The 13027-nt window shown below is 63.8% G+C and carries 13 protein-coding genes and 2 tRNA genes; 10 read left to right on the top strand and 5 right to left on the bottom strand.

Annotated elements, in window-relative coordinates; all coding sequences use genetic code 11:
• The first annotated feature begins 193 nt into the window (after nt 1-193).
• From moaA to BLW71_RS00380, 5 genes are all read left to right on the top strand, one after another.
• On the top strand, nt 194-1303 hold the full coding sequence (gene moaA, locus BLW71_RS00400) for a GTP 3',8-cyclase MoaA (protein ID WP_091792548.1): 1110 nt from the start codon (nt 194-196) through the stop codon (nt 1301-1303).
• Between the two features lie 10 nt (nt 1304-1313).
• The gene (gene mobA, locus BLW71_RS00395; RefSeq protein ID WP_091792547.1) at nt 1314-1928 is read left to right on the top strand and encodes a molybdenum cofactor guanylyltransferase MobA; all 615 of its coding nucleotides are present in this window, start codon (nt 1314-1316) and stop codon (nt 1926-1928) included.
• Between the two features lie 74 nt (nt 1929-2002).
• Nucleotides 2003-3304, top strand: a complete 1302-nt coding sequence (gene moeA / locus BLW71_RS00390) for a molybdopterin molybdotransferase MoeA (RefSeq protein ID WP_091800178.1) — start codon at nt 2003-2005, stop codon at nt 3302-3304.
• An 80-nt stretch (nt 3305-3384) separates the two neighbouring features.
• Nucleotides 3385-3660: a hypothetical protein gene (locus BLW71_RS00385; protein WP_091792546.1), complete on the top strand. Its 276-nt coding sequence runs from the start codon at nt 3385-3387 to the stop codon at nt 3658-3660.
• Complete coding sequence (locus BLW71_RS00380) at nt 3660-4148, top strand: GNAT family N-acetyltransferase (protein ID WP_091792545.1); 489 nt, start codon at nt 3660-3662, stop codon at nt 4146-4148. The genes BLW71_RS00385 and BLW71_RS00380 overlap by 1 nt, the downstream gene beginning before the upstream one ends.
• A gap of 61 nt (nt 4149-4209) precedes the next feature.
• Here BLW71_RS00380 and BLW71_RS00375 read toward each other — a convergent pair whose 3' ends face one another.
• From BLW71_RS00375 to pncB, 5 genes are all read right to left on the bottom strand, one after another.
• Nucleotides 4210-5658 carry a DNA recombination protein RmuC gene (locus BLW71_RS00375; RefSeq protein ID WP_091792544.1) on the bottom strand — a complete coding sequence of 483 codons (1449 nt, stop codon included), beginning with the start codon at nt 5656-5658 and terminating at the stop codon, nt 4210-4212.
• Nucleotides 5655-6644 (bottom strand): 2-hydroxyacid dehydrogenase, encoded by a 990-nt coding sequence (locus BLW71_RS00370; RefSeq protein WP_091792543.1) that lies wholly within the window; start codon nt 6642-6644, stop codon nt 5655-5657. Before BLW71_RS00370 ends, BLW71_RS00375 begins: the two co-directional genes overlap by 4 nt.
• 42 nt (nt 6645-6686) lie before the next feature.
• Nucleotides 6687-8117 carry a sodium:proton antiporter gene (locus BLW71_RS00365; RefSeq protein ID WP_091792542.1) on the bottom strand — a complete coding sequence of 477 codons (1431 nt, stop codon included), beginning with the start codon at nt 8115-8117 and terminating at the stop codon, nt 6687-6689.
• A gap of 75 nt (nt 8118-8192) precedes the next feature.
• Nucleotides 8193-8855, bottom strand: coding sequence for a LutC/YkgG family protein (locus BLW71_RS00360; RefSeq protein WP_091792541.1), 663 nt, complete (start codon nt 8853-8855; stop codon nt 8193-8195).
• Nucleotides 8856-9005: 150 nt separating this feature from the next.
• Nucleotides 9006-10202 (bottom strand): nicotinate phosphoribosyltransferase, encoded by a 1197-nt coding sequence (gene pncB, locus BLW71_RS00355; RefSeq protein WP_091792540.1) that lies wholly within the window; start codon nt 10200-10202, stop codon nt 9006-9008.
• Nucleotides 10203-10534: 332 nt separating this feature from the next.
• Between pncB and fdxA the strand changes: the two genes are divergently transcribed.
• The 5 genes from fdxA to BLW71_RS00325 all read left to right on the top strand — a co-directional run bounded on the left by fdxA (nt 10535) and on the right by BLW71_RS00325 (nt 12923).
• On the top strand, nt 10535-10858 hold the full coding sequence (fdxA, locus tag BLW71_RS00345) for a ferredoxin FdxA (RefSeq protein WP_091792539.1): 324 nt from the start codon (nt 10535-10537) through the stop codon (nt 10856-10858).
• Between the two features lie 128 nt (nt 10859-10986).
• Nucleotides 10987-11062 (top strand) — tRNA-Asn (locus tag BLW71_RS00340).
• A 62-nt stretch (nt 11063-11124) separates the two neighbouring features.
• A tRNA-Asn gene (locus BLW71_RS00335) sits at nt 11125-11200 on the top strand.
• Nucleotides 11201-11423: 223 nt separating this feature from the next.
• The gene (locus tag BLW71_RS00330; protein ID WP_091792538.1) at nt 11424-11900 is read left to right on the top strand and encodes a CreA family protein; all 477 of its coding nucleotides are present in this window, start codon (nt 11424-11426) and stop codon (nt 11898-11900) included.
• Nucleotides 11901-12092: 192 nt separating this feature from the next.
• The gene (locus BLW71_RS00325; protein ID WP_091792537.1) at nt 12093-12923 is read left to right on the top strand and encodes a helix-turn-helix transcriptional regulator; all 831 of its coding nucleotides are present in this window, start codon (nt 12093-12095) and stop codon (nt 12921-12923) included.
• Nucleotides 12924-13027 lie beyond the last annotated feature (104 nt).

Here is a 13027-nt window from a genome sequence, read left to right as displayed (position 1 = left end):
CTTCATGGCGGGCTTTTTTTATGCGCAGCGCGGGCGCGCCGGTGGCATGCACCTCCCCGTATACCCGACACCGCCGGGGGGTCCCACTGCCTTTTGAGGCATTTCCGATAGAATGAATATCTAGCTTTGATTTCAAGCACTAAGTTCAAGCACTGAGCAAAGCAAACACGCGAAGCAATTAAGCGAAGCAACCATGTCCCGACGCATCATCCCTGTTGCCGATTTCAGCGCTGTGCCGGTTATCAGCGGCCCCGTGCAGACGCCTAGCGGCGCGCTGCACGACAAGCTCGCGCGGCCGCTGCGCGACCTGCGCATTTCGGTCACGGATCGCTGCAATTTTCGGTGCGTCTACTGCATGCCGCGCGAGGTGTTCGACAAGGACTACACCTTTTTGCCGCACAGCGACCTGCTGAGCTTCGAGGAAATTGAACGGGTGGCGCGGATCTTCGTCGCGCACGGCGTCGAAAAAATCCGTCTGACGGGCGGCGAACCGTTGTTGCGCAAGAATCTCGAATTCCTGATCGACCGGCTCGCGCAACTTACCACGCCGGCGGGCCGTCCGCTCGATCTGACGCTGACCACCAACGGTTCGCTGCTGGCGCGCAAGGCGCGCAGCCTGAAAGACGCCGGTTTGACCCGCGTCACGGTGAGCCTGGACGCGCTCGACGACACGCTGTTTCGCCGCATGAACGACGCCGACTTCGCCGTCGCGGACGTGCTGGACGGCATTGCCGCCGCGCATGCGGTGGGGCTCGCGCCGGTCAAGGTGAACATGGTCGTCAAGCGTGGCACGAACGATAGTGAAATCGTGCCGATGGCGCGTCATTTCAAAGGCTCGGGCGCAGTGTTGCGCTTTATCGAATACATGGACGTCGGCACGTCGAACGGTTGGAACATGACCGAAGTGCTGCCGTCCGCCGACGTGGTCACACGCATCGCCGAGCACTTCCCGCTCGCGCCGCTCGAAGCGCACAGCGCCGCCGAGACCGCGCAGCGCTGGGGTTATGCGGACGGCAGCGGCGAAATCGGCGTGATTTCGAGCGTGACCCGGGCGTTTTGCGGCAGTTGCACGCGAGCGCGTCTGTCCACAGAAGGCAAGCTCTATCTGTGCCTGTTCGCGTCGTCGGGGCACGACCTGCGCGCACTGGTGCGCAACGGCGCGAGCGACGCCGGTATCGCCACCGCCATCGCCGAAATCTGGCAAGGCCGCGGCGACCGGTATTCGCAACTGCGCGGCAGCAACCCGGCCGATTCAGGCGCGCGCGACGGCCGTCGGGTCGAAATGTCGTACATCGGCGGCTGAGCGGCGGCGCATGAGACCGACGCGCGAACACATCACCGGCCTGTTGCTCGCGGGCGGACGCGCCACACGCATGGGCGGCGCCGACAAGGGGCTGCAAACGCTGCACGGCGAGCCGCTCGCCGGCCATGTGCTCAAGCGCCTCGCACCGCAAACCGGCGCGTTGCTCATCAGCGCCAATCGGCATGCCGAAGCTTACGCCGCACTCGGTGCGCCGTACGGCGCCACGGTCGTGGCCGATACGCTGGCCGGATTTCCGGGCCCGCTGGCAGGTCTGCTCGCGGGCTTGCGAGCAGCGGGAACCGGCTATGTGCTCAGCGCACCCTGCGACTCGCCGTGGCTTCCCGCCGACCTCGCCGAGCGTCTTGCGCGCGCGCTCGACTCGAACGGCGCCGATATCGCCACGGTCGCCACCTCCGACGCGCACGGTCAGTTGTCCCTGCACCCCGTTTTCGCACTGTTGCGCACGGGCCTCGCGGACGATCTGGCGGCCTTTCTGGAGGCCGGCGAGCGCAAAGTCCGCGCGTGGTACGCGCGCCACAAGACGGAGGAAGTCGTCTTTACCGACGAGCGCGCGTTTTACAATATCAATTCGCTACAAGAACTCGCCGACCTCGAACGTGATTGAGGCCCCGGTTGAAATCCCGCTCCGGCCGCACGGCAACTGCCGCTGCCGCCTCCGGTCGCGACGTCCCGCTCTTCATGACCACGCCTAACGAATTCTCCCGCTGCGTCGCGCAGTACGATCCTCACGCGCTACCCGTGTCAGCCGCTCAGGCGATTGTTCGCCAGTGGGCCGCACCGGTCACGGCTACTGAACGCGTGCCCCTGCGCGATGCGCTCGACCGCGTGCTCGCGGCGGATATCGTGTCGCCAATCGACGTGCCTTCGCACGACAACTCCGCCATGGATGGCTACGCGTTCAAGAGCGCGGCACTCGCCACCGGCGGCGCCACCGTCGAGTTGACGGTGGCCGGCAAAGCGCTCGCCGGGCATCCGTTCACGGGCCGCGTCGAAACCACACAATGCGTGCGCATCATGACCGGCGCCTGCATGCCGGCCGACTGCGACACGGTCGTGCCGCAGGAGGTGGTCGAGCGCGACGCCGACTCGGGTTCGATCCGCTTCGCCGCCAACGCCGTGGCGGCCGGCGCGAACCGGCGTCTCGCCGGCGAAGATCTCGCGCGCGGCCACGCCGCACTGCGCTCGGGCCGTATCATGCGCGCGTCGGACCTTGGTTTGCTGGCCTCGCTCGGCATCGGCGAAATCAATGTCAAGCGGCGCTTGCGCGTGGCCTTCTTCTCCACCGGCGACGAATTGCGCTCGCTCGGCGAGCCGCTCGACGCGGGCTGCGTGTACGACAGCAATCGCTACACGCTGTTCGCCATGCTGCGGCGCCTGAACATCGACACGCTCGATCTCGGCGTGGTGCGCGACGAGCCCGCCGCGATGGAAGCCGCCTTGCGCAGCGCGGCGGCGAGCGCCGACGTGGTGCTCACCTCGGGCGGGGTTTCGGTCGGCGAGGCCGATTTCACCAAACAACTGCTGCAAACTTTCGGCGACGTCGCCTTCTGGAGTCTCGCCATGCGGCCGGGCCGGCCGCTCGCCTTCGGCCGCGTCTGGTCCGGCGAGCGACCCGGGCTCGGGCTTCCCGCGTTATTCTTCGGTTTGCCGGGCAATCCGGTCGCCGTGATGGTGACCTTCTATCAGATCGTGCGCGAGGCGCTGCTGCTGATGTCGGGCGCAACACCGCAACCGTTGCCGTTCATTCACGCCCTGAGCCGCAAAGCCATCCGCAAGCGCGCCGGCCGCACCGAGTTCCAGCGCGGCGTAGCCGAACAGGACGCGCACGGACAATGGCATGTCACGCCAACCGGCTCACAAAGTTCCGGCGTGCTGAGTTCGATGAGCGAAGCCAATTGCTTCATCGTGCTCGGGCACGATGAGGGCGAGATTGCGCAAGGGGAGCGCGTCGCGATCATGCTGTTCGACGGCCTCATCTAACGCCCGGCTCACGCCTCGCTCTCGCCAGCGGCCATTCATAGCTTTACCCATTACCACTACGACACACGGGTTTGACTTACATGAAAAAACAGATTTCGTTCATTGCACCAGGACAGACAGCCAAAGCACTGATCCTCGTGTACCTGACGTTTTCGGTACCGATCGTGCTGCTGGGCGTACTGGTGGCGTTCGTGCGCTATGGTTCGGTGGAACTGAGCACGGTGTTCAGCGCGCTGCTGCTGAATGCGATTCTCGGCTTCGTCCTGCTATGGATCGCCTGCCATGCGTACAACTGGGTTGCGTCGCGCTTCGGCGGAATTGAAATCCAACTGACCGACGCCCCGGAAGAAGCGTAATGCCCGCGACGATCCGCGCCGCCACGCCTGCCGACACCAGCGCGATCTTCGCGCTGACGTACGAGCTCGCGGAATTCGAAAGCCTCACGCACGTCTTCGTCGCAACCGAAGAGGGCTTGCGCGACGCGCTGTTCGGCGCGCGGCCTTCTATTGAAGCGCTGGTAGCGGAGAGCGAAGGACGCATCGTCGGCTATGCGCTGTTCTTCCACAATTACTCGAGTTTCGTCGGCAAGCGCGGACTGTATCTCGAAGACGTCTACGTACAACCCTCGCAACGCGGCAGCGGTCTGGGCACCGCATTGATTCAACGCCTCGCCGCCCTGGCGGTGGAACGGCAATGCGCGCGCTTCGAATGGACCGTGCTCGACTGGAACCGGCAGGCCATCAGCTTCTATGAAAAGATGGGCGCGACCGTCATGCCCGACTGGCGCGTGGTGCGCCTGACAGGTGACGCGCTTGAACAGCTGGCAGCGGGCGCGCGTGCCTGAGTGATTGGCGGGCGGAGCTTCACGCCGGGTTCCGCCACACCTAACCGTTAGCCCCGTACCCTCATTGCTCTTCGGGCTCCGCACCCGAGAGCGCATCGCCGAGCAACTCGCTCGCCTCCTCGCCCGGTAATGCCTCGACATCGCGCAGTCTGCGGCTCATGACACGCGTGCGCGTTTCCGCCGCTTCGATAGAACGCGTGACGGTTTCCAGTTGCGCCTTTGTCTTCGCCAGCACGTCACCGAATTTGCCGAACTCAGTTTTCACCGCGCCGAGCACCTGCCACACCTCGCTCGACCGCTTTTCGATAGCGAGCGTGCGAAAACCCATCTGCAGACTGTTGAGCAATGCGGTCAGCGTAGTCGGACCGGCGATCGTCACGCGATAGTCGCGTTGCAGCAGGTCCGTCAGGCCCGGCCGGCGCAACACCTCCGCGTACAGGCCTTCGGTCGGCAGGAACAGCAACGCGAAATCCGTGGTGTGTGGCGGCGACACGTATTTCTCCGCAATCGTGCGGGCCTCGGCGCGAATCCGCGCTTCGAGCGCGCGGGAGGCTTCTTCCACCGCGACCGGATCGGCGCGCTCCTGCGCTTCGATCAGACGCTCGTAGTCTTCACGCGGAAACTTGGCGTCGATGGGCAGCCAAACCGGCGTGGCCACGCCGCCCTGCTCCGCGCGCCCGGGCAACTTGATCGCAAACTCGACGCGCTCCGTGCTTCTCGGCACGGTCGCAATGTTCTTCGCGTACTGGTCGGCGGTGAGCAGTTGCTCCAGTAACGCTTCCAGCTGCACTTCGCCCCACGTACCGCGTGTCTTCACATTGGTGAGCACTTTCTTCAGGTCGCCGACACCGGCCGCCAGCGTCTGCATCTCGCCCAGTCCGCGGTGCACCTGCTCGAGCCGGTCGGACACGAGCTTGAACGATTCACCCAGACGCTGTTCGAGCGTGGCGTGCAGTTTTTCGTCGACGGTGCGGCGCATTTCCTCGAGCTTGACCGAGTTGTTCGCCTCGATATCCTTCAGCCGCTGTTCGATGGTTGCGCGCACCTCGGCGAAACGGCGATCGTTCGCCTCCGTGAGTTGCCCCAGTTGCAGGCTCAGCGTGTCGCCGAACTGCTTGAGCGAGCGGCCCTGCTCGTCGCGCGCCTGCTGGGCCTGCGCCTGCAGACTGTGACGCACGGCGTCGAGCTGCTGGGCGAACCCGTCGATCTTGCCGCCCTGCACCGTCGTCATACTGCTGAACTGCGCCGCCAGCGTCTGCTGAAAGTGCGCGAAGCCGCTGCTCTGTTCAGTACGCGACACCCGCGCGGTCTCGGTGATGTCATTGCGCAGTTGCCGTTCGAGACGCTCGTAGGCGTGTGCTTGCGCGTCGGTCGAGGCGTCCAGCCGCTCGTTGAGCAGTTCGAACTGCTCGCTCTCTTGCGCGCGGCTGTGGCCTCGCATCAGCAAGGCCAGCGCAATGACCAATGCGACCGCCAGCACTGCGACGGCCGCCACCAGAATCATTGTCATGAACGCGCCTTGCCGATGACCTCGGGATTGATCGGATTCGGCGGCCGGCCCGCGCGCGGGCCTTCGCCCAGGCCCGCGATCAGATTGTCCGCGGCGAGATTCGCCATGGCGCGGCGCGTGGCTTCGGTCGCGCTGGCAATGTGCGGCGTCAGCACGACATTCGGCACGCTCAGCAAGTCCTGGTTCAGATTCGGCTCGCCTTCGAACACGTCGAGACCGGCGGCGGCGATCTGCTTCGAGCGCAAGGCCTGGACGAGCGCCGCGTCGTCGACAATGCCGCCGCGCGCGATGTTGGTGAGCGTCGCGGTCGGCTTCATCAGCGCGAGTTCGGCGGCGCCGATCGTGTGATGGTTATCCTTCGTGTACGGAAGGACGAGCACGACGTGATCGGCACGCCGCAACAGGTCCTCTTTCGACGCGTATTCCGCGTTCAGCTCGGCTTCTATCTCCGGCGCGACGCGCGAACGATTGTGATAGATCACCTGCATGTTGAAGCCCTTTGCACGACGCGCCAACGCCTGGCCGATGCGGCCCATGCCGACCACGCCGAGCGTCGAGCCGTACAGGTCGCTGCCGAGAAAACCGTCATACGCCCACTTCTGCCATTTGCCCGCGCGCAGCCAGTGCTCCGATTCGGCGATACGGCGCGCCGCCGCCATCATCAGGGCCCAGCCGAAGTCCGCCGTCGACTCGTTCAACACGTCCGGCGTATTGGTGCCGAGCACATTGGCCGCGGTGAAGGCGGCCATGTCGAAATTGTTGTAGCCCACCGCCATGTTCGACACCACGCGCAGACGCGGCGCCGCCGCGAGTACGCCCGCGCCGACCGGATCGCCCGCGGTGAGCGCGCCGTCCTTGTCCGCGAGACGACGCGTCAGTTCGTCGGCGGACAATACGTCGCCCTGATTCCAGTCGACGTCGAAATACTGTTTGAGCCGTTCGATCACGTCAGGAAAGATTGGACGGGCGACGAGGATCTTCTGCATTGCAATTCTCCGTATAGCGCGTCGAGTTCGATTGCCTCGGCGTCAGAAAAAAAGCCAGCCGGTCACGAGGAACAACGGCAGCAACACCGCCGCGGACCAGCCCAGATACGCGAAAAAACCCGGCATGCGCACGCCGCGCGATTCCGCGATTGCCTTCACCATGAAGTTCGGCGCATTGCCGATATACGTGTTCGCACCCATGAACACCGCGCCAGCCGAGATCGCCGCGAGCGTGGTGGCGCCGGTGGTCATGAGCGTCTGCGCGTTGCCGCCGGCCAGGTTGAAGAACACGAGGTAGGTCGGCGCATTGTCGAGAAACGAAGATAGCAGCCCGGTCATCCAGAAGTACATCAAATCGTGCGGCTGGCCCGATGCGTCGTTGACCAGATGGACGATGCCGGCAAAGGCGCCCGCCTCGCCGGCACGCAGGATCGTGATGACCGGCGCGATCGTCACGAAGATGCCGGCGAACAGCTTGGCCACCTCTTCGATTGGCGCCCAGTTGAAGTCGTTGCCCGCGCGCGCCGTACGCGGCGTGAGCACCAATGAAAGCAACGTGACGCCGAGCAGCGCGGCATCGCGCACGGCATTCTGCAGCGCGAGGTGCGTGCCGAACACGTCGAACTCCACGCCCGGCTTCCATAGCCCGCTCATCAGCACGAGCCCGACTACCGCGGCGAGAAGCACGAAATTGATCTTGCCGTCGATGCCGAGCAGCGGCGAGTCAGGCGAGGGATCGAGAAAGCGCGAGCGCTCTTCCTCACGCCGATGAAAGTAGTACGAGTCGAGCGCATAGAACCCGATCAGCAGCACGCCGCAAATGAACAGCATGGGCAGCATCAGATGCGTGGTGGTCCAGAAAAAGCTCACGCCCTGCAAAAAACCGAGAAAGAGCGGCGGGTCGCCCAGCGGCGAGAGCGAGCCGCCCGCGTTCGCCACGAGGAAGATGAAGAACACGACTACATGAACCACGTGCTTGCGATTGTCGTTGGCGCGCAGTAATGGACGGATCAGCAGCATGGCCGCGCCGGTCGTGCCCATGATGCTGGCCAGCAACGTGCCTAGCGCGAGAATTCCGGTGTTCAGACGCGGCGTGCCATGCAGATTGCCGCGCACGCAGATGCCGCCCGCCACGGTGTACAACGCCGTTAGCAGCACAATGAACGGAATGTATTCTTCGAGGAGCGCATGCACGAGCGTGCCGAACGCGACGCCTGAACCGAAGGTGAGCGCGAACGGCACGAGGAACGCAAGCGCCCAGGCAGCCGCGATCTTGCCGAAATGGTGATGCCAGAACGCCGGCGCGATCAGCGGAAATACCGCGATCGACAGCAGCACGCCTGCGAATGGCAGTCCCCACAGCGCCGACAAAGTGGCGCCATCGAGCGTAGCGGCAGACGCCAGTTGCGGCCAGCCGGCCAGCGCCAATGCAGCCGCGAACCCCATGCCCGTCCAGACGGCATGTCCTTTCATAGCGTTGAAATCCTTGTTATTGCCGGCAGCCGCGCGTGGGCACATGCGCCCCGTGGCGCGGGCCGCGCTTGCCGTTCAGGCGCCCTGCACCACGATCACATGCACGCGGTATGGCCCATGCGCGCCGAGGACGATGGTCTGCTCGATATCCCCGGTGCGTGAAGGCCCGGAAACGAAATTGACCGCGCGTGGAAGTTCGCCGCGTTCTTTGCGGATCAGACCGAACGCCTCTTCATGACCCGAGACGATGCGTGAAGCCGGCACGATGGCAATATGCGTTTCAGGCAGCAGACCAGCGGACGCATAAGTTTCCGGTCCCGACAGCAACACGAGCGTGCCGGTCTCGGCGGTCGCGCAGAAGCAGCCGGTCAGGCCGACCACGTCGCCGTCTTGCGGCTTGCGGAATTCGACGGTGAGGCCGGCTTCGGCCCACTGCAGATCCTGCAGCGTTTGCCAGGCGATAGCCTGCAACGGCAACGCATGTTGTGTGAGGTAGCGATGCGCCGCGGCCGGCACGTCGCTCAGTGCCTGAACCGATTCGACGGTGGTCGCCATCTTCCGGGCCTGTTCGACGAAGCGCGCAACGAGGTCGGCCGGCATCTCCGGACGCGGCCCGGCAGGATGGCGCGCCAGGTAGTCCGCCGCCGCCTCGCGCTCGGCAGCGGACGGCTCCGGCTCACGCCCTTGCGCCGCGCGGATGCGCGCCAGTATGTTGCGTCGGGCAATCGATGTATCCATGTGCGAAATCCTCGTGTCGACAGCCGTTCGGGATGGCGGGAATTATACCGGCCGCCCCGCGCGCGGCCACCCTGGCCAAACGGGATATTGCCGCGTATCGCACACGCGGCTTACGCTATAGCCCACTGCAATAGCCAGCTGCGAGCCGCGTTACTTCGCCGCCTCTTCCTCGGGCTGCGCAATGCCGAACACCTGGCGCAGGTAAGCGAGGTAAGCCTTGTCTTCGCACATGTTCTTGCCCGGCGAGTCCGACAGTTTCGCCACCGGCTGGCCGTTGCAGCGAACCATTTTGATGACGATCTGCAGCGGGCTATAGCCGAGGTCGTTGGTCAGATTCGTGCCCACGCCGAACGCCAGCTTGCAGCGGCCGCGGAAGCGCTCATAGAGCTGCAGCACTTTCGGAATGTCGAGGGCGTCGGAAAATACGAGGATCTTGGTGCGCGGATCGCAGCGATTCGCTTCGTAGTGCTTGAGCAGACGTTCGCCCCACTCGAACGGATCGCCAGAATCATGGCGCGCGCCGTCGAACAGCTTGCAGAAGTACATGTCGAAGTCGCGCAGGAACGCCTCCATGCCGTACACGTCGGAGAGCGCGATACCCAGGTCGCCGCGGTATTCCTTGGCCCACATTTCGAAGCCGAAGATCTGCGAGTCGCGCAGCCGTGGGCCGAGCGCCTGGCACGCCTGCAGATATTCATGCGCCATCGTGCCGAGCGGCGTGAGGCCGTGCTTCATTGCGTAGAAGACGTTGCTGGTGCCGGCGAACTGCTCGCCGAGGCCCTCTTTGAGTTTGAGGATCACTTCCTCGTGCCATTGCTTCGAGAATCGGCGGCGCGTGCCGTAGTCGGCGATCTTGCAGTCGGCGAATTCCGGACGCGCGCCGAGCAGCTGGATCTTGTCGACGAGGCGGCCGCGCCCTTCGCTGTAGTCCGGCTTCTGCTGCGTATTGCGGAAGTACACCTCGTTGACGATCGCGAGCATCGGAATCTCGAACAGGATCGTATGCAGCCACGGTCCCTTGATCTCGATGTCGATTTCGCCATTGCCCTTCGGCGAAGGTTCGATCGAAATGTATTTTTCGTTCAGATGGAACAGCGCGAGAAACTCGATGAAGTCGCCCTTGATGAAGCGCATGCGGCGCAGGTAGTCGAGTTCGTCGTCGGTAAAGCGAAGCTGGCAGAGCTTGCGCACTTCCTCGCGAATCTCGCCGATATACGGAACGAGATCGACATTCGGCGTACGGCAACGGAAGCGATATTCCACGTTCGCCGCGGGAAAGTGATGCAACACCACTTGCATCATCGTGAACTTGTACAGATCGGTGTCGAGCAGCGAAGTAATAATCATGATGGTGCGAACTGGACTGCAGGAAAAACGGAAGGCCCGACACGAAAGGCCCGACTCAACCATGCGCATACGGCACGCCCCGTGCGCACCGACCTGACGCATGTTACCCGAATGCCGCCGGATTCCGCGCGCCGCCGGGCGCTCGCACCGCACGCCCGAACAAGGTCTTCACGGTGAGCGCCGCGAAGCAGGTGGCCTTCAGCGCGCCATAAACTAATCACGAAAACGTATAAAAGGCATGGTGCGATGCTGCATGCGCCTCTTGACGTTACGATACAATAGCGCTTTTGGCGTTTGCGCCTCCCCAGATACCGCATGCAGGAGCTGCCTGAATGACTCACGTTGTGACCGAAAGCTGCATCAAGTGCCGCTATACCGACTGTGTCGATGTGTGCCCGGTGGACTGCTTTCGCGAAGGTCCCAACTTCCTCGCGATCGACCCCGATGAATGCATCGACTGCGCAGTGTGCGTAGCCGAATGCCCGGTGAACGCCATCTATGCCGAAGAAGACGTGCCGGGCGACCAGCAGAATTTCATCGAGCTGAATGCCGATCTCGCGAAAAGCTGGCCGAGCATCACCAAGACCAAAGCACCGCTGCCGGAAGCCGACGAGTTCAAGGACGTAAAGGAAAAGCTCGAGCTGCTCGTACGTTGAGTCTCGCGGCACGTCACGCAGCACGTCACATACGCAGCGGACTTCGAATGAAATCGAGATGAACGCAGGGTATTGACAGCCGCTTAAGCTCCTCCTACAATTTCGTTTCTCTGCTGTTGTTGTTCTGTTCCTCGATAGCTCAGTCGGTAGAGCGCCGGACTGTTAATCCGTAGGTCCCTGGTTCGAGCCCAGGTCGAGGAGCCAAGAATTGCAAAAGCCCGTTAACCAAGACGGGCTTTTTTATGTAGATCAAGCTGTACTGTTGTTCCTCGATAGCTCAGTCGGTAGAGCGCCGGACTGTTAATCCGTAGGTCCCTGGTTCGAGCCCAGGTCGAGGAGCCAAAAATTTTGAAAGGCCCGCATTCGTGCGGGCCTTTTCTTTTTCCGCGTCACATTTCTGCACGCCCGATCACAGCCCCGGGTCGATGCTCTCGCCGCAATCCCGAACATGGCGGACGCTGTCCGCACTCGCCTGCAAAAGCCCGATGATCGGCTCGCCGTTATACGATGGCGGTTTGCGGCATGCATCCCGCGCCTGCCCAGGCGCTCAATTTCTGGCGATCCCATGAAACCCACTTTGTTGCGCATCGCGCTCGCGGCGACCGCCGCGCTGCTGCTGCCTTCGGCACACAGCGAAGAAGTCGGCAGCGTCAATACCAACTTCCACGTCACGGGTTCCGACCGTGTGGTCGTAGAAGCCTATGACGATCCCGTGGTTCAGGGCGTGACCTGCTACGTATCGCGGGCGCGTACGGGTGGTGTCAAAGGGACGCTCGGCATCGCGGAAGATCCCACGGAGGCGTCGATCGCTTGCCGTCAGGTCGGCGAAATTCACTTCACGGGTCCTGTGAAGAAACAGGCCGACGTGTTTTCGGTGAGCATGTCGCTCATCTTCAAGTCGCTGCACGTGGTGCGGGTCGTCGACGCGAAACGCAACTCGCTGGTGTATCTCACCTACAGCGACCGGGTCGTCAGCGGTAGCGCGAAGAACAGCGTGAGTGCCGTGCCGATGCCGGCCGGCACGACGATCCCGCTCAAGTAAGCGCCCCGCCCTACGGAAAAACACAGCCGGCCGATGCGATGGCGTGAATCGGTGGCCTCAGGCGGTGGGAGGAAAGCTACTGCTCGAACCGAGGCATCACACTCCGGCAGGAAACACCCGCACGAGCCCTAGGTCGATGAAGCGCCGCCCGTCACGACGCGCTACACTGACCGGTCCTGCTGGACCTTCGCCATGACCACCGCCCATCGTTTCCAGGATTCCGCCCGCTACTGGCGCACGCCGCTTCTGCCCGGCGCGGACCTGCTCACGGCCGAATATCACGATCACGAGTTCACGCCGCATTGGCACGACGCGTACACGATTCCGGTGATCGTCGCGGGCGCCGAGGGTTATCGGTACCTCGGTTCCGACTACGTGGCCGAAGCCGGCAGCGTGCCGATCATCAATCCCGGCGAGTTGCACACTGGCTCGAAGGCGGTCGAGGCGGGCTGGCGGTATCGCGTGATGTATGCGCCGGTGGATTTTATTCATTCACTCGCCAATGAAGTCAGTGGCAAACCGCAGACGTTGCCGTGGTTTGCGCCCGGCGTGATCCGCGATCCTGATCTGGCTAAGCGGCTCGCGCACGCGCATCGCCTGCTGGAGGCCGGCGACGACGCGCTTGCCGCCGAGGCCGCCATGCTCGACGCGTTGTCCACGCTGCTGGTGCGCTATTCGCAAACGCGCCCGGCGCGCGCCCGCCTCGCCACCGACGACACACGCGTGGCGCTCATGCAGGAGTGCCTGACGGGCGACCTCGCCGAACCCGTCACACTCGCCGAAGTCGCTCAGGCGGCCGGGCTTTCGCCGTTCCACGCGGCACGTCTTTTCACTCAAACGACCGGCTTGCCGCCGCATGCATGGCGCAATCAGGTGCGCTTGCAGCGCGCGCTCGCGCCATTGCGCGCCGGCGTATCGGTCACGGATGTCGCCGCCGCCAGCGGCTTCACCGATCAGAGCCATTTCACGCGGCATTTCCGGCGGATGTTCGGCGTGCCGCCCGGACGCTGGCAAGGCGTCTAACTGGGTGTGGGTGTTGGCGTGGGCACCGGCGTTGGGCGAGCAGCGCGTCCGGCGGCCTCAAAGAGTCCAGCCGCTAAAGACAGCCTTAGCGCGAACGTTGCCGG

The sequence above is a fragment of the Burkholderia sp. WP9 genome, from assembly GCF_900104795.1.
In the GTDB taxonomy this organism is placed as follows: Bacteria; Pseudomonadota; Gammaproteobacteria; order Burkholderiales; family Burkholderiaceae; genus Paraburkholderia.
The sequence above is the reverse complement of the archived record's forward strand: the minus strand, read 5'-3'. Positions and strand labels throughout refer to the sequence as shown.

Coding starts and splice junctions, on each gene's coding strand:
- moaA (WP_091792548.1), top strand. CDS start 194: ATGTCCCGACGCATCATCCCTGTTGCCGATTTCAGCGCTGTGCCGGTT.
- BLW71_RS00330 (WP_091792538.1), top strand. CDS start 11,424: ATGAAACCCACTTTGTTGCGCATCGCGCTCGCGGCGACCGCCGCGCTG.
- BLW71_RS00385 (WP_091792546.1), top strand. CDS start 3,385: ATGAAAAAACAGATTTCGTTCATTGCACCAGGACAGACAGCCAAAGCA.
- BLW71_RS00380 (WP_091792545.1), top strand. CDS start 3,660: ATGCCCGCGACGATCCGCGCCGCCACGCCTGCCGACACCAGCGCGATC.
- mobA (WP_091792547.1), top strand. CDS start 1,314: ATGAGACCGACGCGCGAACACATCACCGGCCTGTTGCTCGCGGGCGGA.
- BLW71_RS00360 (WP_091792541.1), bottom strand. CDS start 8,855: ATGGATACATCGATTGCCCGACGCAACATACTGGCGCGCATCCGCGCG.
- moeA (WP_091800178.1), top strand. CDS start 2,003: ATGACCACGCCTAACGAATTCTCCCGCTGCGTCGCGCAGTACGATCCT.
- BLW71_RS00325 (WP_091792537.1), top strand. CDS start 12,093: ATGACCACCGCCCATCGTTTCCAGGATTCCGCCCGCTACTGGCGCACG.
- BLW71_RS00370 (WP_091792543.1), bottom strand. CDS start 6,644: ATGCAGAAGATCCTCGTCGCCCGTCCAATCTTTCCTGACGTGATCGAA.
- BLW71_RS00365 (WP_091792542.1), bottom strand. CDS start 8,117: ATGAAAGGACATGCCGTCTGGACGGGCATGGGGTTCGCGGCTGCATTG.
- fdxA (WP_091792539.1), top strand. CDS start 10,535: ATGACTCACGTTGTGACCGAAAGCTGCATCAAGTGCCGCTATACCGAC.
- pncB (WP_091792540.1), bottom strand. CDS start 10,202: ATGATTATTACTTCGCTGCTCGACACCGATCTGTACAAGTTCACGATG.
- BLW71_RS00375 (WP_091792544.1), bottom strand. CDS start 5,658: ATGACAATGATTCTGGTGGCGGCCGTCGCAGTGCTGGCGGTCGCATTG.